Source organism: Pedobacter anseongensis (assembly GCF_037482965.1).
In the GTDB taxonomy this organism is placed as follows: domain Bacteria; phylum Bacteroidota; class Bacteroidia; order Sphingobacteriales; family Sphingobacteriaceae; genus Pedobacter; species Pedobacter anseongensis.
Genome location: NZ_JBBHKB010000004.1, coordinates 324861 through 346617 on the forward strand (window position 1 = coordinate 324861; position 21757 = coordinate 346617).

Annotated in this window: 21 protein-coding genes and 1 riboswitch; of the genes, 12 read left to right on the forward strand and 9 right to left on the reverse strand. The window is 36.7% G+C overall.

The genetic code is table 11. From position 1 onward, the window contains the following. Positions 1-22: 22 nt before the first annotated feature. Positions 23-802, reverse strand: coding sequence for an SAM hydrolase/SAM-dependent halogenase family protein (locus WG904_RS15525; RefSeq protein ID WP_339580251.1), 780 nt, complete (start codon positions 800-802; stop codon positions 23-25). Positions 803-903: 101 nt separating this feature from the next. On the opposite strand from WG904_RS15525, the gene WG904_RS15530 reads away from it, so the two are divergent. The 4 genes from WG904_RS15530 (at position 904) to WG904_RS15545 (ending at position 4266) form a co-directional block, all read left to right on the forward strand. Continuing rightward, complete coding sequence (locus WG904_RS15530) at positions 904-1860, forward strand: PhoH family protein (protein WP_339580252.1); 957 nt, start codon at positions 904-906, stop codon at positions 1858-1860. A 113-nt stretch (positions 1861-1973) separates the two neighbouring features. Next, on the forward strand, positions 1974-2924 hold the full coding sequence (locus WG904_RS15535) for a phosphoribosylaminoimidazolesuccinocarboxamide synthase (RefSeq protein WP_339580253.1): 951 nt from the start codon (positions 1974-1976) through the stop codon (positions 2922-2924). A 43-nt stretch (positions 2925-2967) separates the two neighbouring features. Beyond that, positions 2968-3354, forward strand: a complete 387-nt coding sequence (locus tag WG904_RS15540; protein WP_339580254.1) for an STAS domain-containing protein — start codon at positions 2968-2970, stop codon at positions 3352-3354. Next, positions 3355-4266 (forward strand): ribonuclease Z, encoded by a 912-nt coding sequence (locus tag WG904_RS15545; protein ID WP_339580255.1) that lies wholly within the window; start codon positions 3355-3357, stop codon positions 4264-4266. A 17-nt stretch (positions 4267-4283) separates the two neighbouring features. On the opposite strand, the gene WG904_RS15550 is transcribed toward WG904_RS15545, so the two are convergent. From WG904_RS15550 to WG904_RS15560, 3 genes are read right to left on the reverse strand one after another with little or no spacing between them, the layout of a single operon-like run. Next, positions 4284-5237 carry an MlaD family protein gene (locus WG904_RS15550; RefSeq protein ID WP_339580256.1) on the reverse strand — a complete coding sequence of 318 codons (954 nt, stop codon included), beginning with the start codon at positions 5235-5237 and terminating at the stop codon, positions 4284-4286. A 12-nt stretch (positions 5238-5249) separates the two neighbouring features. Beyond that, positions 5250-6026 (reverse strand): N-acetylmuramoyl-L-alanine amidase family protein, encoded by a 777-nt coding sequence (locus tag WG904_RS15555; protein WP_339580257.1) that lies wholly within the window; start codon positions 6024-6026, stop codon positions 5250-5252. A 42-nt stretch (positions 6027-6068) separates the two neighbouring features. Beyond that, the gene (locus tag WG904_RS15560; protein WP_339580258.1) at positions 6069-6947 is read right to left on the reverse strand and encodes an N-acetylmuramoyl-L-alanine amidase family protein; all 879 of its coding nucleotides are present in this window, start codon (positions 6945-6947) and stop codon (positions 6069-6071) included. Between the two features lie 145 nt (positions 6948-7092). On the opposite strand from WG904_RS15560, the gene WG904_RS15565 reads away from it, so the two are divergent. The 3 genes from WG904_RS15565 (at position 7093) to WG904_RS15575 (ending at position 12473) form a co-directional block, all read left to right on the forward strand. After that, complete coding sequence (locus WG904_RS15565) at positions 7093-9777, forward strand: putative LPS assembly protein LptD (RefSeq protein WP_339580259.1); 2685 nt, start codon at positions 7093-7095, stop codon at positions 9775-9777. Between the two features lie 8 nt (positions 9778-9785). Then, complete coding sequence (locus WG904_RS15570) at positions 9786-11033, forward strand: competence/damage-inducible protein A (protein ID WP_339580260.1); 1248 nt, start codon at positions 9786-9788, stop codon at positions 11031-11033. A 90-nt stretch (positions 11034-11123) separates the two neighbouring features. After that, on the forward strand, positions 11124-12473 hold the full coding sequence (locus tag WG904_RS15575; RefSeq protein ID WP_339580261.1) for a dihydrolipoamide acetyltransferase family protein: 1350 nt from the start codon (positions 11124-11126) through the stop codon (positions 12471-12473). 70 nt (positions 12474-12543) lie between these two features. On the opposite strand, the gene WG904_RS15580 is transcribed toward WG904_RS15575, so the two are convergent. The 3 genes from WG904_RS15580 to WG904_RS15590 form a co-directional block, all read right to left on the reverse strand. Next, complete coding sequence (locus WG904_RS15580; RefSeq protein ID WP_339580262.1) at positions 12544-13785, reverse strand: homoserine dehydrogenase; 1242 nt, start codon at positions 13783-13785, stop codon at positions 12544-12546. 42 nt (positions 13786-13827) lie between these two features. Continuing rightward, positions 13828-14883, reverse strand: a complete 1056-nt coding sequence (locus WG904_RS15585; RefSeq protein ID WP_339580263.1) for a homoserine O-acetyltransferase family protein — start codon at positions 14881-14883, stop codon at positions 13828-13830. A 176-nt stretch (positions 14884-15059) separates the two neighbouring features. Next, a riboswitch (SAM riboswitch) is annotated at positions 15060-15171 on the reverse strand. Between the two features lie 158 nt (positions 15172-15329). Continuing rightward, a complete protein-coding gene (locus WG904_RS15590; RefSeq protein ID WP_339580264.1) occupies positions 15330-16451 on the reverse strand; it encodes a trans-sulfuration enzyme family protein in 1122 nt (373 codons plus the stop codon). Between the two features lie 182 nt (positions 16452-16633). Between WG904_RS15590 and WG904_RS15595 the strand changes: the two genes are divergently transcribed. From WG904_RS15595 to WG904_RS15610, 4 genes are all read left to right on the forward strand, one after another. Next, positions 16634-17125, forward strand: a complete 492-nt coding sequence (locus WG904_RS15595) for a hypothetical protein (RefSeq protein ID WP_339580265.1) — start codon at positions 16634-16636, stop codon at positions 17123-17125. A gap of 149 nt (positions 17126-17274) precedes the next feature. Further along, positions 17275-18459, forward strand: a complete 1185-nt coding sequence (gene mqnE, locus WG904_RS15600) for an aminofutalosine synthase MqnE (RefSeq protein ID WP_339580266.1) — start codon at positions 17275-17277, stop codon at positions 18457-18459. Positions 18460-18489: 30 nt separating this feature from the next. After that, positions 18490-19104, forward strand: coding sequence for a histidine phosphatase family protein (locus tag WG904_RS15605; RefSeq protein WP_339580267.1), 615 nt, complete (start codon positions 18490-18492; stop codon positions 19102-19104). A 47-nt stretch (positions 19105-19151) separates the two neighbouring features. Further along, positions 19152-19880, forward strand: coding sequence for a menaquinone biosynthetic enzyme MqnA/MqnD family protein (locus WG904_RS15610; protein WP_339580268.1), 729 nt, complete (start codon positions 19152-19154; stop codon positions 19878-19880). A 67-nt stretch (positions 19881-19947) separates the two neighbouring features. Here WG904_RS15610 and WG904_RS15615 read toward each other — a convergent pair whose 3' ends face one another. Beyond that, entirely contained in the window at positions 19948-20829 is an 882-nt protein-coding gene (locus WG904_RS15615) for an NmrA family NAD(P)-binding protein (protein WP_339580269.1), read from the reverse strand. Between the two features lie 81 nt (positions 20830-20910). On the opposite strand from WG904_RS15615, the gene WG904_RS15620 reads away from it, so the two are divergent. After that, complete coding sequence (locus WG904_RS15620; RefSeq protein WP_339580270.1) at positions 20911-21294, forward strand: winged helix-turn-helix transcriptional regulator; 384 nt, start codon at positions 20911-20913, stop codon at positions 21292-21294. Positions 21295-21428: 134 nt separating this feature from the next. Here the strand turns inward: WG904_RS15620 and WG904_RS15625 are convergent, their stop codons facing one another. Next, positions 21429-21752 (reverse strand): hypothetical protein, encoded by a 324-nt coding sequence (locus WG904_RS15625; RefSeq protein WP_339580271.1) that lies wholly within the window; start codon positions 21750-21752, stop codon positions 21429-21431. Positions 21753-21757 lie beyond the last annotated feature (5 nt).

Genomic DNA, 21757 nt, shown 5'->3' on the forward strand with positions numbered 1-21757 from the left:
CAACTCACAACCCATAACCCTATCAAGGATGAAACTCTACCCTAATAATATCATTCAAATGCAAACCCAATAAGCCACTTGCTTTGCCTTTATTAATGGCGATTTCTAAATGGTTACTGATTCCAAATAAACATAATTTTTCGCCTTCCTGAACTTCGTTGTAATGCCAGCTTAGATGGCTAATGGTTTCACTCTTTCTAAAGTATAAGGTAAAGTCGCGATTGCGCTGGATTTTTGTGAAAAGATCTTTGGTAATATTGGTAATTACATTGCAAAAGGTATCGATATAGATTACACTTCCTCTAATAATGTCGCGCTCAATAACCGGATGCAAAAGGGTACGTTGTTCAATTTCGTCGGTAGGTATGCCCACATCTTTTAATTTCCCACCTTTAGCTAAGGTCGTCGCCGCTTTTACAAAAATATCTACCAACGGAAAATGCAAGTATTTTAAATCTTGCATAATGTTTAGTTCTACAATTTCATCCGGCTTTTCATCAAAAAGCAAAGAGAAAATGCCATTATCTGCCCCAACAAAAAAATGATCTTTATACTTTAAGGCTACATATTTGGTGCTTTCGCTAAATACAGAATCGATACCAATTAGATGCACAGTATGCTTTGGGAAATAGGGATAAACGTTTTTTAAGACAAAGGCCGCATACGAAATATTGAACGAGGGAACTTCATGGGTAATATCAACCAGATTAGCTGTAGGCAAGATACTCAGTATACTGCCTTTTAAAGCAGCCTGATAAAAATCTTTTGAGCCTAAATCTGTTGTTAATGTAATAATAGCCATTAAAAATTCAATATTTATTCTTATTCTTGTCTACAGGCAATCCGCCTACAAATATTCAATTTTTAAATCAAAATATACACTTCTATTTAAAATACAATATTTTGAACGAACTAAAGCTAACATTAGAAACAACAGACCAGGTCCAATTTTGGGGGGCAAATAACGAGCATTATGAATTGCTTAAGGGTGCTTTTCCGAAATTAAAGATCGTAGCAAGAGGAAACGACGTGAAAGCGTTAGGTGATGAGGCTGAATTAAAGGCTTTTGAACAAAAATTTGAGCAATTGGTAGCTCACCTTGAAAAGTACAGAACCTTATCGCATAACGATGTTGATTCGATTTTAGGCGCTAAAAAATCTCCAGCAAAGGCTGATGAAATTCCGGCAGTTGTAAATAATGGTGAAGTAATCGTTTTTGGTAATCATGGTTTAATGATTAAAGCCCGTACTGCTAATCAGCGTAAAATGGTTGAAAGCATAGGTAAAAACGATGTACTTTTTGCAATTGGCCCAGCAGGTACGGGAAAAACATATACAGCAGTAGCCTTAGCCGTTCGAGCGCTTAAAAACAAAGAGATTAAACGTATTATTTTAACCCGCCCAGCTGTTGAGGCAGGAGAGAGCCTAGGCTTTTTACCAGGCGATTTAAAGGAGAAAGTTGATCCCTATTTACGGCCACTTTATGATGCATTGGATGATATGATTCCGCCTGAAAAATTAAAACTCTACTTAGAAAATAGAACGATCGAGATTGCACCATTAGCTTTTATGCGTGGGCGTACGCTAGATAATTGTTTCGTAATCTTGGATGAGGCTCAAAACTCGACAGATTTGCAGTTGAAAATGTTTTTAACACGGATGGGGCCAACCGCTAAATTTATCGTAACGGGCGATGTAACCCAAATCGATTTACCGCGAAAGGCACAATCTGGCTTGCATAATGCACTTCGAATTTTAGAAGAGATTAAAGGAATTGATATTATTTACCTTTCTGGTGAAGATGTTGTTCGACATAAATTGGTGAAGGCGATTTTGAAAGCTTACGGAGACATTCAATAGTAGTCTTGAGTCTGTAGTCTTCAGTCCTGAGTCTATTTTTTGTAGAAGATTAGACTCAAGACTACCGACTCAGGACTTGAGACTCTCTTAAAAATTATGTAATTTCGCCCCCAATGAAAGCAATTAAAGAAACCCATTTTAGTTTTCCAAAGCAGACCCATTTTTACAAAGGAAAAGTTAGAGATGTATATACTATTGATAACCAATTAATGGCAATGGTAGTTACAGATAGAATCTCAGCATTTGATGTGGTTTTGCCAGAAGCAATTCCGTTTAAGGGACAGGTTCTAAATCAGATTGCAGCTAAATTTTTAGCCGCAACACAAGACATTGTACCTAACTGGGTAATGTCAGTGCCTGATGAAATGGTAACTATTGGACGCATTTGTGAGCCTTTCAAAGTTGAAATGGTAATAAGAGGTTATTTGGCAGGCCACGCTGCAAGAGAATATAGTTCAGGTAAAAGAAGTGTGTGTGGTGTTCAATTGCCTGAGGGATTAAAAGAGAACGATAAGCTTCCCCAACCTATCATCACACCCACCACCAAAGCTGCAGTTGGTCATGACGAAGACATATCGAAAGAAGACATTTTGGCTAAAGGCATTGTATCATTAGTTGATTATGAGCAATTGGAAGCCTATACACAGGCCTTGTATAAGCGTGGTACTGAAATGGCTGCCGAAAGGGGCCTGATTTTAGTAGATACCAAATATGAGTTCGGAAAAGTTGGAGATACGATCTATTTAATCGATGAAATTCACACACCAGATTCTTCCCGTTATTTTTATGCAGATGGATATGCCGAGAGACAAGAAAATAATGAAGCACAAAAGCAATTATCGAAAGAATTTGTACGTAAGTGGTTAATAGAAAATAATTTTCAAGGTAAAGACGGACAAATTGTTCCTGAAATGACACCCGAAATTGTTGAATCGATTTCAGAACGATACATAGAATTATATGAGCAGATTACTGGAGAGAAATTTGTTAAAAACCCATCATCGAGCATCGTTTCCAGGATAGAAGAAAATATTAAAAGAGCAATTAGCGATTTATTATCCTAATAATTATCGTTACTTTCGTTAATGAAATTAATTAAGTAAGACCATGAAGTTTTCTACAGATAAACATGAAAAATATGTTGTATTAAAATTAGATGAACCTAAATTCACTAATGACAATACACCCGCATTAAAATCTGAATTTATCTTATTAAATACAGAAGGATACCGAAATATTGTACTTGATCTTTCTAAAGTAAAAGAATGTAATGATTCTCAAGATTTAAGTTGCTTGTTAGTAGGAGATAGGCTTTGTAAAAGTGCTGGCGGTATATTTATCGTTACAGGAACACAGGCATCAGTAGCAAATATTGTTAAAATGTCTAATCTACATCAATCTGTAACTTTTGTAAATAAATTAGATGAGGCAACTGATTTAATCTTTATGGAAGAAATAGAGAAAGAATTGCGTGGAAGCGTAGATAAAGGGTAAATGACTTTTGAGGTAACCATTTTGGGCAGTAGTTCTGCTACTCCGGTTTACAACAGAAATCCAACTGCGCAATTGCTTAACTGTAATGAAAAATTTTATTTAATCGACTGCGGCGAGGGTACGCAACATCAACTCATCAAATTTGGCTTAAAAGCCTCGAAAATAGACTTTGTATTTATTAGTCATTTGCATGGTGACCATTATTTTGGTTTAATAGGTCTTTTGTCTAGTATGCATTTAAATGGACGAATTAAGCCTATTCATATTTTTGCACCACTAGCTTTAAAAGAAATACTGGACCTTCAATTTAAGCATTCTGATACGCGCATTAGATATGAGATAATTTATCATGTGGTCGAAGCTGACCAATCGACCGTGATTTTTGACAATTCGGATCTACGTATCGAGACGATTATTCTCAATCATAGAATTCCCTGCACAGGTTTTAAGTTTACGGAGAAAAAGCGATTGCGAAAAATTGTAGTCGAAAAATTAGAGGCTGCAAATGTACCGATAGCCTATTATCCAATTTTAAAAAGAGGGGTAGATTTAACTTTGCCAAATGGTGATGTATTATTGAATGCCGATTACACTATCGACTCTGCAGTTCCGAAAAGTTATGCTTATTGCTCGGATACATTGATGGACGCACGGTATTTTGGGAGCATCGAAAATTGCGATACATTGTATCATGAAGCAACATTTTTGCATGAAATGCTAGACCGTGCTAACGAAACGCATCATACTACTGCCTTACAGGCGGCTGAAATTGCCAAAAAAGTTGGTGCGAAAAAGCTAATTTTGGGCCACTTTTCATCTCGATATAAAACATTGGTGCCGATTTTAGAAGAGGCAAAAACAGTTTTTGAGCGAGCACAATTAGGTATCGAGGGACAAACCTATCAAATATAAGGGGACGATAACCGACTTTATTTATCTGTCTTATTTTTTCCTCCAAACACAGAGAAGTGTACATAACGTTTTGGATTTGCTTTTAAATCGATCATCAAATTATCAAGATTTTTCGAAGCATCCGTTAAATTCTTATACATTTCCTCATCATTTAGCAATTTACCTAACGAACCTTTTCCTGCTTTTAGATTAGAAACCATTCCTTGCAAATCGGCAATTGCTTTATTCGCATTGTCTACCGTTGCCTTGAAATTTAATGCCGCTGCTTTATCGGTAACTGAATTTAAATTTGTGAGTATGGCATCAATTTTTGCCCCATTATTTTTGAAATTAACGGTAATGGCCTCCACATTCGAAAGAATGCCCGATAATTTTGAGCTTTCTGACCCCACTAAAGCATCAACTTTTTTCGAAGTTGCTTCTAGGGCACCTAGTGTAGAAGCAATGCTGGTAAAGCTCTTATCTACATTTTTCTGGAAGTTTGGATTTAAAATCGAATTGACACTCGTTAAAATAGAGTCCATTTTAGCAATAATCTGCTCTGCTTTTTTCTGAACAGGTTGTACGGTTTCCATCAATCCCTTTTCTACGTTTGCATTTAAGGTATCTCCATCTACTGCGTAATTTCTATCGTTACCAAGTTCCATTACGATTGCTTTTCCACCCAACAAATCGGTGCTTTCTAAGCGTGCAATTGTATTTTTTGGAATGTCATACTTTCCTTTAATCTTTAAGGTGGCAATAATGGTTCCATTAGGTTGTAAGGTAAGCTGATCTACCCTTCCAATTTGAAATCCATTAATTAATACAGGTTTTGAAACACCTAGTCCATCAACATGAGTATATCTTGCATATAAAACGGTTTCGCTTGAAAAAATAGCATTTCCTTTCAAAAAGTTATAGCCGATAATTAATAGTGCAATAGCAAATGCTGCTAATACACCTACTTTAGTTTCATTTTTTATCTTCACGTTGTTTGTTTATTAATTTTCAATTTCCTTTTTATACTGCGCAACAGCTTTAAAAATGGCATCAACTATTTCTTCTTGACCCTTTTCTGAATTAATGTATTTTTCTTCATCAGGGTTTGAAATAAAACCTATTTCCGTAAGTATAGATGGCATAGCTGTTCGCTGTAATACCAGCAAACCTTGCTCTTTAACACCTCTATTCCCTCTTTTGTTTATTTCGGTATAATTTTTTTGGACCAGCTGCGCCAAAGATAGGCTTTTTGCTCTGTAAAGCGATTTGTATAATGATAGCTTAATTAATTCTTGAGGATCTGTAATAATGGCTTCAGTATTATTTTTATAGTTTTTATCATTAACAATTTCTTCGTTTTCTTTCAAGGCAGCATCCATCTCGTTTATTCGTCTGTACGCACCAACAAAAGTTTCAGTTCCCTTTACGTGAGCATTACCTGGAGGCATAGAATTACAATGGATGGAGATAAAAAGGTCTGCTTTCGCATTATTTGCAATTTCTGCTCTTTTGTACCAATTTACATCAACATCCGTTTTGCGAGTTGGGATAATTTTTACATTGGGCATATCCTCTTGAAATTTTTTCACTAATTTTAAGGAAACTTCTAGTGCAACATTTTTTTCGAGTGAAAATTTTCCTTTAGCTCCAGGCAATCTGCCTCCATGGCCGGGATCAATAACGATCGTTTTAATTTGGTATCCTTGGGCTTGGACCACCTTATTCAACAAACAAAATAATGAGAGCAGTGCAAGTATGAAAGTTGTATTTTTTCTCATCAATTAGAATTTTCTGCGAATTTACATTAAAAAATGTGATATTTAGATTTCAACACTCTCCTTATACGCTTGTATTGCTTTTAAAAGACATTTTGTAATTTCAACTTGTCCAGCTTCAGAATTCATATAATCTTCTTCTTCTGTATTGCTGATAAAACCTATTTCGGTTAAGATAGCAGGCATACTTGCACGAGCAAGAACGGCTAAACTTTTCTCCTGTACGCCTCTATTTATTCGCCCTACACTTACATATTCATCCTGAACAAATTTGGCTAGTTTTAAACTTTGAGCACGAAAAGTGTTTTTCATTAGCGATAAAATAATAGCACTTTCGGGATCGTTCGAATTAAAACCCTCGTAGTTTTCTTTATAGTTATCCTCAAGGAAAATTGAAGCATTCTCTCTTTTGATGGCATCGTCTTGTTCATTTATCCTTCCGCTCCCCGAAACGAACGTTTCAGTTCCCCGTGTTGAGGTACTCTTAGTGTATCTCGTTTTATATACCGGCACTTTTTTACCTTTTTTATTTTTGGTGTATCCGCTAATGTATCTTTTAGCAATTAGTGGCATATCGTTGCAATGGATGGAGATAAAAATGTCTGCTTTAGCATTATTAGCCATACCAATGCGTTCATAAAGTGGCACAAAGGTATCGTCGGTACGCGTAAAGATTACGTTAACATCTTTAATATTTTCTTGGATTACTTTTCCTAAACGCAAGGCAGTTTTTAAGGCAACGTCTTTTTCGGTAGAGTACTCGCCATGAGTAGACCCATCTTTCCCACCGTGACCAGCATCGATCACAATTGTTTTAATTTTATATTCTTGCGCAAGTAGCTGATTATTAGAGAATAATAGTATTATCCCGCAAATAAATAGCTTCAAAATTGCATTTTGTCTAACCAATGGTATATTTTTCATCGAATTTATACGTTTGTTTTTATTTGTGATGCAGCTTTCATGATCTTATCATTCCATTGTGTAACTTTGAAGATCATGACGGTTTCATTAATTTTGAACGTTTTGGGTTAAAACAATAGTACAAAAATAACATTCACACACGAAATTGAAACTATTCCGAGATATCATTTTTATTTTGACCGTGGTTTTACTAACATTTGTTGGTAAAACGATAAAAGCCGCAACTTATTTTTCATTCCAGCAAACAACCCAACAAACTGATGCTACTAAAAAGAGTGATCCCAACGAATTGAACGACAAAATTCAATATGCGGCAGACGATTCGACTATTGTAGATAAAAAGAGGAAAACTGTGCACCTCTATGGCAATGCTAAAGTTATTAAAGGTGATTACGAGTTGCAGGCCGCATACATTAGGTATAATACAGAAACAAATGTTGTTTTTGCACGAGGCATTTATAATAAGAATGGTAAGTATATTGGTCGCCCTATTTTCAAAATGGGTGCAGAGGGAACTGGAAGTGCCGATTCATTAACCTTTAATCTTGATACAAAAGAGGGCACTATCGATGCCATTTATACCGCTCAGCAAGGTGGTTATTTCTCTGGCGGAATTGCTAAAAAGCAACCCGACGATGAGGTTCATGTACGTGGACAGGTTTTTAGTACTTGTAATTTACCACATCCGCATTATGGATTTAAGTTAACTAGAGCGATACTTACGGAGAATAAAATCATTACTGGCCCAATGTATCTTATCATTGAAGATACGCCTATCCCTCTCGGATTACCTTTCAGTTTACTGCCTAAACCCAATAAAAAATCGTCTGGTTTTATTTTACCCACGCCTAACCAAGATGCAACCCGGGGTTTCTCTTTAAATGGAGGCGGATATTACCAAGCTTTTAATGATCATATCGATGGAAGATTAATAGGGAACGTATATACAAATGGAAGTTATGATTTATCTTTTTCTTCCAGGTACCTTACACGCTATAAGTACGATGGGGGAGTTAATCTGAGTTTTTCAAGTGTTAGAAATGGCTTGGAGGGTACGCCCGAATACAAGCCGCAAACTGCCTTTAATATTTCTTGGAACCATTCTCAAAATGCGAATGCCCGACCTGGTACAACTTTCAGTGCTTCGGTGAATGCCGGTACATCGAATTTCTATCAAGTTAATCAGGCTGTTGGATCGTACGATATTAATGCCATTGCTCAAAATACCTTAAATTCGAGTATTTCTTATGGCAAGGTATTCGCAAATGGACTATTTAACTTTACAGGAGCTTTTAGAAGTAACCAAGAAACTCAGAACAAAACCATTTCCTTAAGCTTGCCAGAGGTGAGTTTAAACATGGGGACCTTAAATCCATTTGGTTCTAAAACTGGAGGAAGCAATCAACAGTGGTATCAAAAAATTACCATGGGCTACAGTATGCAAGCAGCAAATACCATTAATACCCGAGAAGATCTTTTATTCGATAAAGGAGGATTAAAACGATTTAGAAATGGTGTTGCGCATAACATACCGATAAGCATGGCCTTTAACCTACTGAAGTATTTTAACTTTAACGCAAACACCAACTATAATGAGAAATGGTATTTCCAAACTGTTAATCAACGCCGGTTTAAAGATACCGATAGTATAGCCAGAGATACGGTTAACGGATTTAAAAGAGCTGGAGAGTACAGTATTGGGATGGGGATGACCACAAAAATCTATGGTGAAATGGCATTTAAGAATTTTTTAAACTGGAAGAAGCTTCGACATGTGATGACACCAAGTTTTAGTCTGTCGTATAAACCAGATTTTTCGGCTGCCAAGTATGGCTATTATAAAACGGCCTATTACTACAATAACGACATCAGACCAGGTAGAAGCACCCGTATAGACGATACGCCAGTAATAGACCCTTATACTAAGAGAGAACTTAAATATTCCATATTTGAAGGAGCACAATATGGCGGTCCTTCGGCAGGGGAACAAGCCAATTTAAGTTTCTCTTTAGATAATAGTGTAGAGTTAAAGATTAAATCTAAAAAGGATACCACCAATGGTGGAGAAAAGAAAATCCCAATTATTCAAGGTTTAAATATTTCGGGATCGTATAATTTTATGGCGCCAGAAAAGAAATTATCTCAATTAGGATTTGGTGGTCGCTCACAATTTACCGATAAGCTAGGCTTTAACTTTAGTGGAAGTTTTAGTCCTTATCTCGTTGATAAACTAATTACGCCATCGGCTGGTTTAATTCCAGCTAGCATAACATTATTCGAATCAAATCGCTATGTGTTTTCTGAAGCTAAATTACCCCGCTTAACCAATTTTAACTTCTCGTTCGATTATAGCTTTAATCCCGAAGCCGTAAAACGAAAGAACAAGAACATGGATGAATTGAATACCCAAATGGGCACACAGGCTAAAACTCCTGAGCAGTTAGCAGAGTTGGAGGCTATTAGCAGAGATCCAAATGCTTTTGTCGATTTTAATATTCCTTGGAATTTTTCATTTTCATATAGTTTTTCATATTTCAATGCTTTAGGCGATAAGGCTACGCGCCAAGTGAGCAATACGTTAAATTTTAATGGCGATTTTGCCTTAACGCCAAAAATTAAAGTCCAATTTAACTCTGGCTGGGATTTTAAGGCTAAAAATATTTCGTATACTTCGTTTGCAATTTATAGAGATTTGCATTGCTGGGCCCTAAATGCAAATTGGATTCCTTTCGGTGCATATCAAAGTTATTCTATTACCATTCAGGTAAAAGAGGCAATTTTACAAGATTTAAAATTAAGTAAGCGTAAAGGCTACTACACAAAGTATTAATTAAAACTATGCTTGCAGAAATAATTACCATTGGCGATGAGATACTGATTGGACAGATTGTAGATACCAATTCGGCCTGGATGGCAAAGGAGCTGAATAAAATTGGGATGGGCGTAAAGCAAATTACTTCAGTTTCTGACAACGCATCACATATTGTAGATGCGTTGAATGAAGCCCAAAATAGAGCCGATGTGATTTTAATTACTGGTGGCTTGGGCCCAACAAAAGACGACATAACCAAATTAACTTTAGCAAAATATTTTAACATGCCTCTTAGGCAGGATAAAGTTACTTTAGATCATATTACTGCTATTTTTGCGCGTTTAAACAGGCCGATGATCGAGGCCAATATTCGCCAAGCAGATGTGCCAGATGGCTGTAAGGTAATACAAAATGCCAACGGAACAGCGCCATGCATGTGGTTTGAACACCATGGGAAAATTATTGTTTCGATGCCGGGCGTTCCTTTTGAGATGATGTATTTAATGGAAGAAGAGATTATTCCACGCCTAAAGGCAGCGTTTAACTTGCCATTTATTTTTCATCAAACCATTTTAACTGCAGGTTTGGGCGAGTCTTTTTTGGCGCAAGAATTAACTGAAATTGAAGATAAGATTCCCGCACACATTAAATTGGCCTATCTGCCGAAATTGGGGCAAGTGAGATTGAGGTTAAGTGGGACTGGGGATGATGAAAATCGATTAAAAAGAGAAATTGCTGGAATTGCCGATGAGATTTTAACCAAAATTGAACCGTATGTAGTTGTGGCGGATGATATAGCCCTTGAAAAGGCTATTTTGGATAAGATGAAAGCAAGTAAATTAACCCTATCTACTGCAGAGAGCTGTACTGGGGGATATATTTCGCATCTGATTACCCAACATGCAGGCTCGTCTGCGGTATTTGCAGGTGGTGCGGTGGTGTATTCGTACGATTTAAAGGAATCGGTTTTAGGTGTAAAACACGAAACCTTGACTACTTTTGGTGCGGTAAGCGAGCAAACGGTTACCGAAATGGCCGAAGGAGCAATCGTACATTTTAAAACCGATTATGCCATTGCTGTGAGTGGTATCGCGGGTCCAGATGGTGGCTTGCCCGATAAACCGGTGGGTACGGTTTGGATTGCTATAGCAAGCAAGGAAAGGGTTATTGCCAAATTATTTACTTTTGGAAGTAAAAGAATTCAGAATATAGAGCGTTCTGCAACAGCTGCTTTTACGCTTTTATTAAAGTTGTTGAAGGAGGATAACACCTAATTTCTATGCTTGCATAGAATATTTTCTTAGATAAAATGCAGAAAAAGGTGTATTTTTGTGCATTGTTACCAGATATAACTTTAGAATAACATGGCTCAATACGAATTATTGTTACCAAAAATGGGAGAGAGCGTTGCTGAAGCAACGATTATCAAATGGACGAAACAACCTGGAGATACGATTCAATTAGATGATACAATTTTGGAAATTGCTACAGATAAAGTAGACTCTGAAGTTCCATCGCCCGTGGCTGGTAAATTGATAAAGCAACTTTTCGCAATAGACGATGTAGTACAAGTAGGTGCAGTAATTGCGCTTATTGAAACAGAAGGTGGAGAAGGTCTTGAGTCGCCAGTCGGTAGTTCTGAGTCTAGTATTACTCCTGAAGTACCAGTTAACCATCCCGAAGTAGCAGTTCCAGGTATTGAACAATTGGCTAAGCCCCTTGTTGAACCGCAGGATTTTAAAACGTCTGATCGCTTTTATTCACCATTGGTAAAAAGTATTGCAACACAAGAAAATATTTCTACAGCAGAACTGGATAAACTTGAAGGCAGCGGAGCCGATGGTCGCTTAACGAAAGACGATTTATTAGCCTATATTTCGAGTAAGGGGCAAGGAGCAATGAGCAACGACTCGGCACCCAACCCTGCACCTCACCACTCGCAACCTGCAACCCAAACGCCTAAACCCACAACCCAAAACCCACAACCTGCAACATCGGTATCAGGTGGCGACGAAATTATTGAAATGGATCGTATGCGTAAGCTCATTGCCGAGCATATGGTGATGAGCAAGCATACCTCTCCTCATGTAACTTCATTTGTAGAGGCAGACGTAACCAATATGGTAAAATGGCGCGATAAGGTTAAAGGTAGTTTTGAGAAACGTGAAAATGAAAAAATAACTTTTACGCCAATTTTTATCGAGGCAGTAAGTAGGGCAATTAAAGATTTTCCGATGATTAATGTAACAGTTAATGGAACTCAAATCATAAAAAAGAGAGATATTAATATAGGCATGGCGGCTGCTTTGCCTAGTGGAAATTTAATTGTGCCTGTGATCAAAAATGCAGATCAGTTAAATTTGGTGGGGCTTACAAAGTCTGTAAACGATTTGGCAAGTCGTGCACGTAATTTGAAATTAAAACCAGATGAAACACAGAATGGTACCTTTACTTTAACCAATGTGGGTTCGTTTGGCAATGTAATGGGTACACCGATAATAAATCAACCTCAAGTAGCGATTTTAGCAGTGGGAGCCATTAAAAAGAAACCAGCTGTATTAGAAACCGAATTTGGCGATGTAATTGCGATTAGGCATATGATGTTCTTGTCGCTATCCTACGATCACCGAGTGGTAGATGGTGCTTTGGGAGGTTCCTTTGTGCGTAGGGTGGCAGATTATCTTGAAACCTGGGACATAAATAGAGAAATTTAAGGATTTTAGCTGATTTCAACCTCGCAGGTTCCTAGCCAATTGCTTAACTAAACCTGCGAGGTTTTAGCTATCAATTTAACAGTATACCTTCTTCAGCGATTGCTTTAATCGCCTCTTCGGTATAATTTAACTTACCCGTTTGTGCAATAAACACATCTTTTTGGGTAAGCAAATCTTTATTTGCGATTAGGTTTTTTAAGCTAATGCTTCCAATCACATATTTATAGTCGTTACGTGAAAAGCGCTCAACAATATTCTCAACTTGTAATTTCTCTACCGTGTATTCATGTACGTAGCGCAAATAAACCTCAATATTTACTTTATCCGTATGGATTAAGCCATTTTGTTGGTTATATTTTTTATACTCATAGCGATAATCGTAACGCAATGCAGCAATATCGGAAAGTACAGCTGCACCAGTAGGGTGGCCACCAGCACCTTTTCCAAAAAAGAATTGCTTATCTGCAAAAGCAGCCTGAACAGTTACGCCATTGTATTCGTTTTCTACATTGTACAAGAAGTCGTCTGCTTTCACAAATTTAGGTAAGACATACGTAACTACTTGTTTGGTGCTAATTTTACGGGCTGTAGGAACCAGTTTAATTTTGTAATTCTTCTCTTTGGCATATTGCACATCGTTTTCTGATAAATTCTGAATTCCAACATTTAAAATTTTATCGGGATGGATAAATAATCCGTATGCGTGTGCAGTTGCTATGGTTAATTTAAATTTAGGATCGAAGCCCCCAACGTCTAAAATTGGATCTGTTTCTGCAAAGCCTAAATCTTGTGCTTGCTTTAAAGCGGTATTGTAAGGTAAACCTTCATTAAAGATTTTCGACAATATATAGTTTGATGAGCCATTAAAAATACCGCTTATGCCATGCAAAAGTTCATTATCATAATATTCTTCTAGGTTACGAATAATCGGAATACTCCCGCAAACTGCACCTTCATATAATAGGGAAGTTCCGTATTCAGTTTGCAGCTGAACTAATTCTTGTAAGTGAGTGGCAATCATTTTTTTATTAGCGGATACCACGTTTTTACCCGTACTTAATGCTTTTTTTACAATTTCGAAAGCTGCTTCTGCATCGTCAATTAGCTCAACAATGGTGTTTATTTCTGGGTTATCCAGAATTTCTTCGTGCGAAGTGGTAAATAACGAAGCAGATAGAATACGTTTCTTCTCTGCGTTCTTTATTGCAATTTTAACAACTTCTATGTTTAAATTCTGGCTACGGATAATATCGTTTAATCCTTGTCCAACTACACCAAATCCAAATAACCCTATTTTAAGTTTCTTACTCATTTTTACTTACTTAATTTCCGCTAAATTTTAAATACTATCTTTTTACGCCGTCTTCAATTTTATCACTTTTTTATTCGTGCTTTCTTTCAAAAAATTCCCGATTATATTGGTTAATCGATCAGTTTCTATTAAAAAACCGTCGTGTCCATATGCCGAATTAATACTGTTAAATTCTGCATCCTTAATGTGTTCTGCTAAATATTTTTGTTCACGAATAGGAAATAATACATCGTTTTCTATTCCAATAACCAGTGTATTCGATTTCACGCTATTTAATGCTGCCGTGATGCTTTTTCTTCCGCGACCAACATTGTGGCTATCCATTGCTTTACTCAAATACCAGTAACTATAGGCATTAAAGCGCTTGCATAATTTCTCGCCTTGATAATTTTGATAAGAAGCTGCTCTATATCCAGTTGTTTTATCATTCACACTTTCTAATTGTGTTGCCGCATAGGCATCGTAAGTACGATAGGATAGAAGAGCTATGCTTCTAGCTACTTTTAAGCCTTTTAATCCGCCATCTGGCTGATTGGCATAGAAAGTACGATCAGTGCTAATGGCTAAACGCTGACTTTCGTTAAACGCAATTCCCCATGGCGAGTGAACTGCATTTGTGGCCACGAGAATTAAATTCTCAATTATATTTGTACCTGCTAGCGACCATTCTAAGGCTTGTTGTCCGCCTAAAGAACCACCTATAACCACTTTAATTTTGCTTATACCTAAATGGTTGGCTAATAAATGATGTGAAGCTGCTATATCTCTAATGGTAAATTCTGGAAAAGAAAGGTAGTAGGCAAGGCCGGTTACGGGGTTTGTACTTAAAGGATTTGAACTTCCGTAATTTGAACCTAAAACATTTGCGCAAACAATAAAATGTTCTTCTGGATTAAATAATGCATTATTTCCGAACAATCCTTTCCACCAATCTAACACATCAGCATTAGCGGTTAACGCATGGCAGGCCCAGATCACATTGTCTTTATTTGCATTTAATTTTCCATAGGTTTGATAAGTGATTTCTAAATTACGAAGCTTTTTTCCGCTTTCTAGTTTAAAAATCTTTGGGTATTTATATACTGATGTAGTACTCATTTTTTGCGTATTGAAATGTTAAAAGGATGTAATTCTGAGGTTACGATTTATCGTAGGATTATTGGACGAAATAGAATTTCGAAATTCTAAAGTCCTAAAATCATATTCATCCTGCTACAACATGAATTTGTAAAGACGCTACTTTGCGAATTTGAATTGAATGTTTTCATATTCTTAATTTATATTTCCAAATAACACCATGTTATCTGGTCAGGAATTGGCACCTTCTCCGTTTGGAGGGTTGCCAGTGGGTCGATGAGCCTGTCTCTCGCCACTTCTTTATAAATCAAAACCAGTAAGGTAATTGACTTGATTTTTCTGGCTTTCGCCAAATAATATTTCAAATGTAGAAATATTTTGTTTATTTACAAAATTAAATTCTGATAATTTTTTAAATTATTGATAATTAACAGATTAAATTTACTCAAGACTAACGACTCAAAACTCTAGACTAGCGATAGCGCCCGCCCTAAATCATCAATCAAATCGTCGATATGTTCTAGTCCCACCGAAATCCGAATTAAATTTTGTGGAGTTTTAGTTTCTGGTCCTTCAACAGATGCCCTATGCTCAATTAAGCTTTCTACACCCCCTAAACTGGTTGCTTGTGCAAAAATGTGTACTGAATTTACTACTTTTTTAGCATTCTCTGCACCGCCTTTAACCAAAATAGAAAGCATGCCGCCAAAATCTTTCATTTGTTTTTTAGCTACATCGTGTTGCGGATGTGAAACTAAACCTGGATAATATACAAATTCTACTTTAGGATGATTATCGAGATAATGAGCTAATTTTCTTGCATTCTCACAATGGCCTTTTATCCGATACGATAATGTTTTTAAACTTCTAAGCAATAAGAAACAATCGAATGGAGAAGGAACTGCCCCTCCGATTTGCTGTATATTCTTAATTTTATCCCAAAATGGATTAATGTTAGCTGTTGTAAGCGATCCCCCCAAAACATCACTGTGCCCTCCGATATATTTGGTGGTCGAATGCATTACAATATCTGCCCCTAAAGCAATTGGGTTCTGTAAAATTGGAGAAGCAAAAGTGCTATCACAAGCAAAGATTAAGGTATTCTCTTTACAAATTCTTCCGATGGCTTCGATATCTGTAATTTTTAAAAGTGGGTTCGAAGGCGTTTCAACCCATATCATTTTAGTTTCGGGCCGTATGCTCGCATAAATGTGCTCAGGCTGCGTTAAATCGACAAAATCGAACATTAGGGTGGAGGCGAATATACTTTGCAACTGTTTTTTAAACCCCCAATACATATCATCGGGTGCAATAACATGGCTTCCCGGTTCCAATGCTTGAAAAATAGCCATGCCAGCAGTATTGCCAGAAGAAAATGTGCAGGTATCAACCCCTCCTTCGAGTGCGCTAAGCACATTTTCGAGCGCTGCCCGATTCGGGTTACTTACTCTACTGTATTGATGTCCTCCAGGATAGCCACCATCTTCACCTCGAAAAAATGTTGTAGAAAGACTAATAGGCATGCTCACATCGCCTGTGGCTGCTTTTAAATTATGGAGCGTGTGTATGGCTTTGGTTTCTAATTTCATGTGAATAAAGGGGAAAGCAAACGTATACAAGCAAATTTAATTGTTAAAAAGGACAATTAGTTTATTTTTGGCAAGATTTATGTAATCCACTAGAAAAAATAAATTATGAACTCTACATGATTAATAATCATTTTAATCATGAAAGGCTCCATCTCACAATTAAAAACCATAAAATAAAAAAGATGAAAAGGATATTTTTAATAGTCGCCCTTGCGCTTAGTGCAGTATTAACATTAGATAGCTGCTCACCAAAAACAACTACAGGTACCGTGGCTGCTAAACGTGGAGACGTTTCTGGAAATTGGATTCTAAGTAACATAACCTTTGAGAACATTCCAGAGATAGCAGTTAAATCGTTTTTAGGAGAAAATTCTTATAAATGCTTTATCGGAAGTACGTGGAACCTAACCAACAGTGGTAATGGTACGTACAATTTACCGCAAAGTTCACTTTGTGATGCGAAAACCCAAAACATTTTTTGGTCGGTAAGTATTGCAGATGAAACTTTTCAATTTAAAAAAATTAACGAAGGCGAAAAACCTAAAAACATTACAGATGGTTATCGTTTAATGTTGAGCTCGGCCAATAAAGATTATATGGTAATTAAATCGCCAATTCAATATGGTAGTGGTTCGGCATATGTAGTGTTGAATTTTACCAAGGCAATGAATTAATTAAGATATTTTTAGCCGCAGATGCGCAGAGTTGAAATGATCAAGCTGCGCATCTGCGGCTTTTGTATTTGCGAATTTCTCTTTTTACAACAAAATGATGTTCAATACCCTTATTATTGTACTTTTGCCTAATATTAAGGAAAAATCAAGTGCAAGCATTAGCTATTCTTTTAAATAACGTCAATTTATCAAAACCTTTATTAACCATTGCTCAAAAAGTTTCGGAGAATGAACGAATAACATTCGATGAGGGTCTATATTTATATAACCATGCCGAACTTGGTTATTTAGGAGTTTTGGCGAATTATATCCGCGAGAAAAAACATGGTGATTATACATATTTTAATCGTAATTTCCATTTAGAGCCAACTAATCTATGTGTTTACGACTGTAAATTTTGTTCTTATTCGAGGTTAATAAAGCAAAAGGAAGAAGGTTGGGCCTTAACAATGGAAGAGATGTTGGCTATTGTTAAGAAATACGATAGCGAACCCGTAACCGAAGTGCATATTGTGGGCGGGGTTTTGCCTCAATATGATGTCGAATTCTATTCTTCATTGTTTAGATCCATAAAAATACATCGACCTGAACTTCATGTAAAGGCTTTAACACCCGTAGAATATCATTATATCTTTAAAAAGGCAAAGATTGATTATGCTACGGGTATGAAATTAATGAAAGAGGCAGGGCTAGAATCTATTCCCGGTGGTGGTGCCGAAATTTTTGCGCCTGAAATTAGAGAACAGATCGCAAAAGATAAGTGTACAGCCGATCAATGGTTAGCCATACATGAAGAATGGCATAAATTAGGTATGCGTTCTAATGCAACCATGCTATATGGTCATATCGAGAAATTCGAACACCGTATAGACCATATGGAACGCCTACGTCAATTACAAGACAAAACAGGCGGTTTTCAAACCTTTATTCCCTTAAAATTTAGAAATCAACACAACCAAATGAGCCATGTTAATGAAGTTTCAGTAATTGAAGATCTGAGAAATTACGCTATTGGTCGTATTTACCTTGATAACTTCGATCATGTAAAAGCGTATTGGGCGATGATTAGTAGAGAAACGGCACAAATGTCTTTAAATTTCGGCGTCGATGATATTGATGGTACATTAGACGATACCACTAAAATTTATTCGATGGCAGGAGCCGAAGAACAAAACCCAGCCATGAGCACCCAAGAATTAGTGAATTTAATTAAACAAGTTGGACGTAAGCCGATAGAACGAGATACGCTCTATAATGTTGTCACCGATTATACCGATGTTGTTTTTGAGAATGAAGCTAAACCACAGTATTATAAGTTGCCAGTTATTAATTAGCTAATTAGCTAATTAGCAGATTTGCTAATTATGAAAGAATTGTACATCATCCGCCATGGCGAAACAGAATTGAACCGATTAGGAATAGTGCAAGGCAGGGGTGTAAATACCGATTTGAACGATACAGGTCGTGAACAATCAACTGCATTTTTTAACCGCTATAAACAAATCCCATTCGACCATATTTATACTTCCAAATTAAAACGAACGCACCAAACGGTACAGGCGTTTATCGATTTGGGATTGGCCTGGGATCAGTTAGACGGGTTAGATGAGTTAGCTTGGGGCGATTGGGAGGGTAAGCCTAACACCGAAGAAGCTCGACATGCATTTAAAGAAATTGTAGAAAAGTGGCAGGGTGGAAATTACGAAGCTAAATTTGTAGGTGGCGAGAGCCCGAACGAGGTGCTTTATCGTTTAACCAAAGCAATTGATGTGATTAAGAGTAAGACTGATGAAAAATGTGTATTGATTTGTATGCATGGTCGTGCAATGCGTTTATTGTTATGCTACTTACTGGATAAGCCCCTGTCTCAGATGGGCGATTTTCCGCATCAAAATACCACATTATATAGGTTGAGTTATGAAAATAATAAGTTTGAGGTAATCGATTTTAATAATTCGGATCATTTGAAGGGGATGTAAAGCATCTGTTTCATGCCAATCCTAAAACTAGAAATTAGAAAGAAAAAGTGTTAGACAAAGTTAAAATCTCGGCAGTTGCCTATACCAATACCAAACCCTTTATCTATGGAATTGAAAGATCTGAGGTGTTAAAGCAGATTGATTTGAGTTTAGACATTCCTTCAGATTGTGCAACAAAATTAATTACTAATCAAGTAGATATTGGTTTAATTCCAGTTGCCGCTATTCCCTTTGTGCCAAACGCAAACATCGTTGCCGATTACTGTATCGGATCTATAGGTGCAGTTAATTCTGTTTTCATTTTTTCGAATGTGCCTGCAACTGAAATTAAAACCGTAAAACTCGACCCTCAATCGCGTACTTCTAACCAATTAGCCCAGGTTTTATTGAAATTTTATTTTAAGGTAGAGGTATCTTTTTCGGGCGACCAAGACGTGCAAACCGATGCTATCGTGTTAATTGGAGATCGTACATTCGGACGGAAAACAGATTTTCCTTATGCCTACGATATGGGTGAAGAGTGGATGAAATTTACCGGTTTACCCTTTGTGTATGCGGCTTGGGTAGCAAATAAAGAAATTTCATCCGATTTTATTGCCGATTTCAATGCTGCGCTAAAATTCGGACTTGCACATAGGAATGAACTGTTAAAGGAACTTCCAGTGGTTCCTAACTTCGATTTAGAAGATTATTTACGCTATAAACTCGATTTCGATTTCACCGAAGAAAAGAGAAAGGCATTGGCGTTGTTTTTGAGTTACATTAAGCGACTTTAATTTTTTTACCACATAAAAACATAACTATGTGCCTATGTTCCTATGTGGTTATTTTTGATGTATGAGGTTATTCCTCAAATTTCGTAGCAAATTCTTTAGCAAATTGAATCAACTTTGTCTCACCTGCTTCAGGTTTGTTTAAGTTAAAGTCGGCATTAAGTAATCCTGAGCCCATTGCTTGGCCCATTTCTACATAATTTTTAGCAACCGCTTCTGGTAACCCTGCTTGTAACATTCCATCTAATAATTGTTGATCGGTAAACTGAATCCATGGTAAATTGGGTTGGTTAACTGCATTACCTAAAGTAGTTGCAACAGCTGATGCGGTTTGCTCATCGCTATAAACATAACGAATACTTTTGCCTTCAAAACCAGTTTCAACTTGCTTGGCAATTTGGCTCGCAATGTCTTTTGGATGTACCAATACCATTGGCGTATTCCCATCATAATTCGATCCTGTAAAACCAAGGTTTTTAATAAGAGCGATGTCGTTGTAAAAGTTGGTATAGAAGTAAGCAGCCCTTAGATGTTTGATGTTTACACCTTCAAGGTTGTTTAATATGTTTTCTATATCGTGTAAACCTTTAATCGGTCCCGTTCCATCCGTTAAATTGGCACCAATGCTGCTAAGGTTGATAACCTTCTTAACTCGAGCGGTTGTAATCGCTTCTGCGTAGCTCTTTCCAACATTTACCATATATGCCCTTTGATCGGTAGCGCTAAAATTATTGGGTGTCATGGTGTAAATTGCATCAGCGCCCTTAAATGCAGCTGATAAAAATGCTACATCATCTATTGAGCCCACAGAAGGAGTTGCTCCTAAAGCTTCAATTTCGTTTCTTTTAGTTTCATTGCTCGTAATTACTTTAACATTATGCCCTGCTTTAACAAGTTTTTTGGTAAGTGGTTTGCTGATGTTTCCTAATGATCCTGTGATGGTAATATTCATAACTTTAAATTTTAATTTTTGATAGAACAAAGGTATATTTGTACTTACTTTTATACAAGTACTTACCCTAAAGTATGTATCATGACAAAAATCAAAGAAAGTTCTACCCGCAATGAAAATAAGCAACTAACGGCAGCTTGGTGTCCGGTAAGTTATGTAATGAATAAGCTTGGCGGCTATTGGAAGCCAATTATTTTGTTTCAGTTAATGGATGGTGCAAAGCGGTACAACGAATTGCGTAAGGCAATTCCCACCATTACCGAAAAAATGTTAATTCAGCATTTAAAGCAATTGCAAGAGGATCGTTTGGTGATTAGAAAAGCAGAAGATGTAGTGCCTCCACATGTTACCTATTGGCTCTCGCCAGCAGGAAATGAGCTTACACCTGTACTAAATGCCATGGCCAACTGGGCCATCAACGATAGGAAGAAAATTGAAGATCAACTGGAAGTAGTTATTGAATAGTTATTTTCAACCAGATAAGAAATGTAAGGGGTATATAAGGTTAGCGCTTATAACATAAGGCTATGATAAAACATTAAGTAAATAGTAAGTCTTAATTCTGTGTCTTCTATGCCTTAAATGGTGAAATGATTTAACTAGCGTATTGGTCTATTCAAGTTATATGCAACAATATAATTAAGTTCCAACTTAGCAACTCCTTTGTCGTCTAATTTTGCGATTTCAGCGTCTGCTGGTTGATTTAATTTGTTTTTTACCGCATTAAATACTTCAACGATAGCTTTTGGAGCAATTTGAGTAGCTACAGCAGGTTTGAAGTTTTTAACTAATCTGGTCATTTCTTCTTCGTTAGTTAATTTAACTTCCCAACTTTCTTTTGTGTTAAATCCGCTTTCATTTGCCGAATTGTTTAATTGAAATAGGAAGAGTCCAATTTCATAAGCTATATTTTTTGCGTTCATGGTAG

Coding starts and splice junctions, on each gene's coding strand:
- WG904_RS15525 (WP_339580251.1), bottom strand. CDS start 802: ATGGCTATTATTACATTAACAACAGATTTAGGCTCAAAAGATTTTTAT.
- WG904_RS15535 (WP_339580253.1), top strand. CDS start 1,974: ATGAAAGCAATTAAAGAAACCCATTTTAGTTTTCCAAAGCAGACCCAT.
- WG904_RS15540 (WP_339580254.1), top strand. CDS start 2,968: ATGAAGTTTTCTACAGATAAACATGAAAAATATGTTGTATTAAAATTA.
- WG904_RS15545 (WP_339580255.1), top strand. CDS start 3,355: ATGACTTTTGAGGTAACCATTTTGGGCAGTAGTTCTGCTACTCCGGTT.
- WG904_RS15555 (WP_339580257.1), bottom strand. CDS start 6,026: ATGAGAAAAAATACAACTTTCATACTTGCACTGCTCTCATTATTTTGT.
- WG904_RS15560 (WP_339580258.1), bottom strand. CDS start 6,947: ATGAAAAATATACCATTGGTTAGACAAAATGCAATTTTGAAGCTATTT.
- WG904_RS15570 (WP_339580260.1), top strand. CDS start 9,786: ATGCTTGCAGAAATAATTACCATTGGCGATGAGATACTGATTGGACAG.
- WG904_RS15575 (WP_339580261.1), top strand. CDS start 11,124: ATGGCTCAATACGAATTATTGTTACCAAAAATGGGAGAGAGCGTTGCT.
- WG904_RS15580 (WP_339580262.1), bottom strand. CDS start 13,785: ATGAGTAAGAAACTTAAAATAGGGTTATTTGGATTTGGTGTAGTTGGA.
- WG904_RS15585 (WP_339580263.1), bottom strand. CDS start 14,883: ATGAGTACTACATCAGTATATAAATACCCAAAGATTTTTAAACTAGAA.
- WG904_RS15590 (WP_339580264.1), bottom strand. CDS start 16,451: ATGAAATTAGAAACCAAAGCCATACACACGCTCCATAATTTAAAAGCA.
- WG904_RS15595 (WP_339580265.1), top strand. CDS start 16,634: ATGAAAAGGATATTTTTAATAGTCGCCCTTGCGCTTAGTGCAGTATTA.
- WG904_RS15605 (WP_339580267.1), top strand. CDS start 18,490: ATGAAAGAATTGTACATCATCCGCCATGGCGAAACAGAATTGAACCGA.
- WG904_RS15615 (WP_339580269.1), bottom strand. CDS start 20,829: ATGAATATTACCATCACAGGATCATTAGGAAACATCAGCAAACCACTT.
- WG904_RS15620 (WP_339580270.1), top strand. CDS start 20,911: ATGACAAAAATCAAAGAAAGTTCTACCCGCAATGAAAATAAGCAACTA.
- WG904_RS15625 (WP_339580271.1), bottom strand. CDS start 21,752: ATGAACGCAAAAAATATAGCTTATGAAATTGGACTCTTCCTATTTCAA.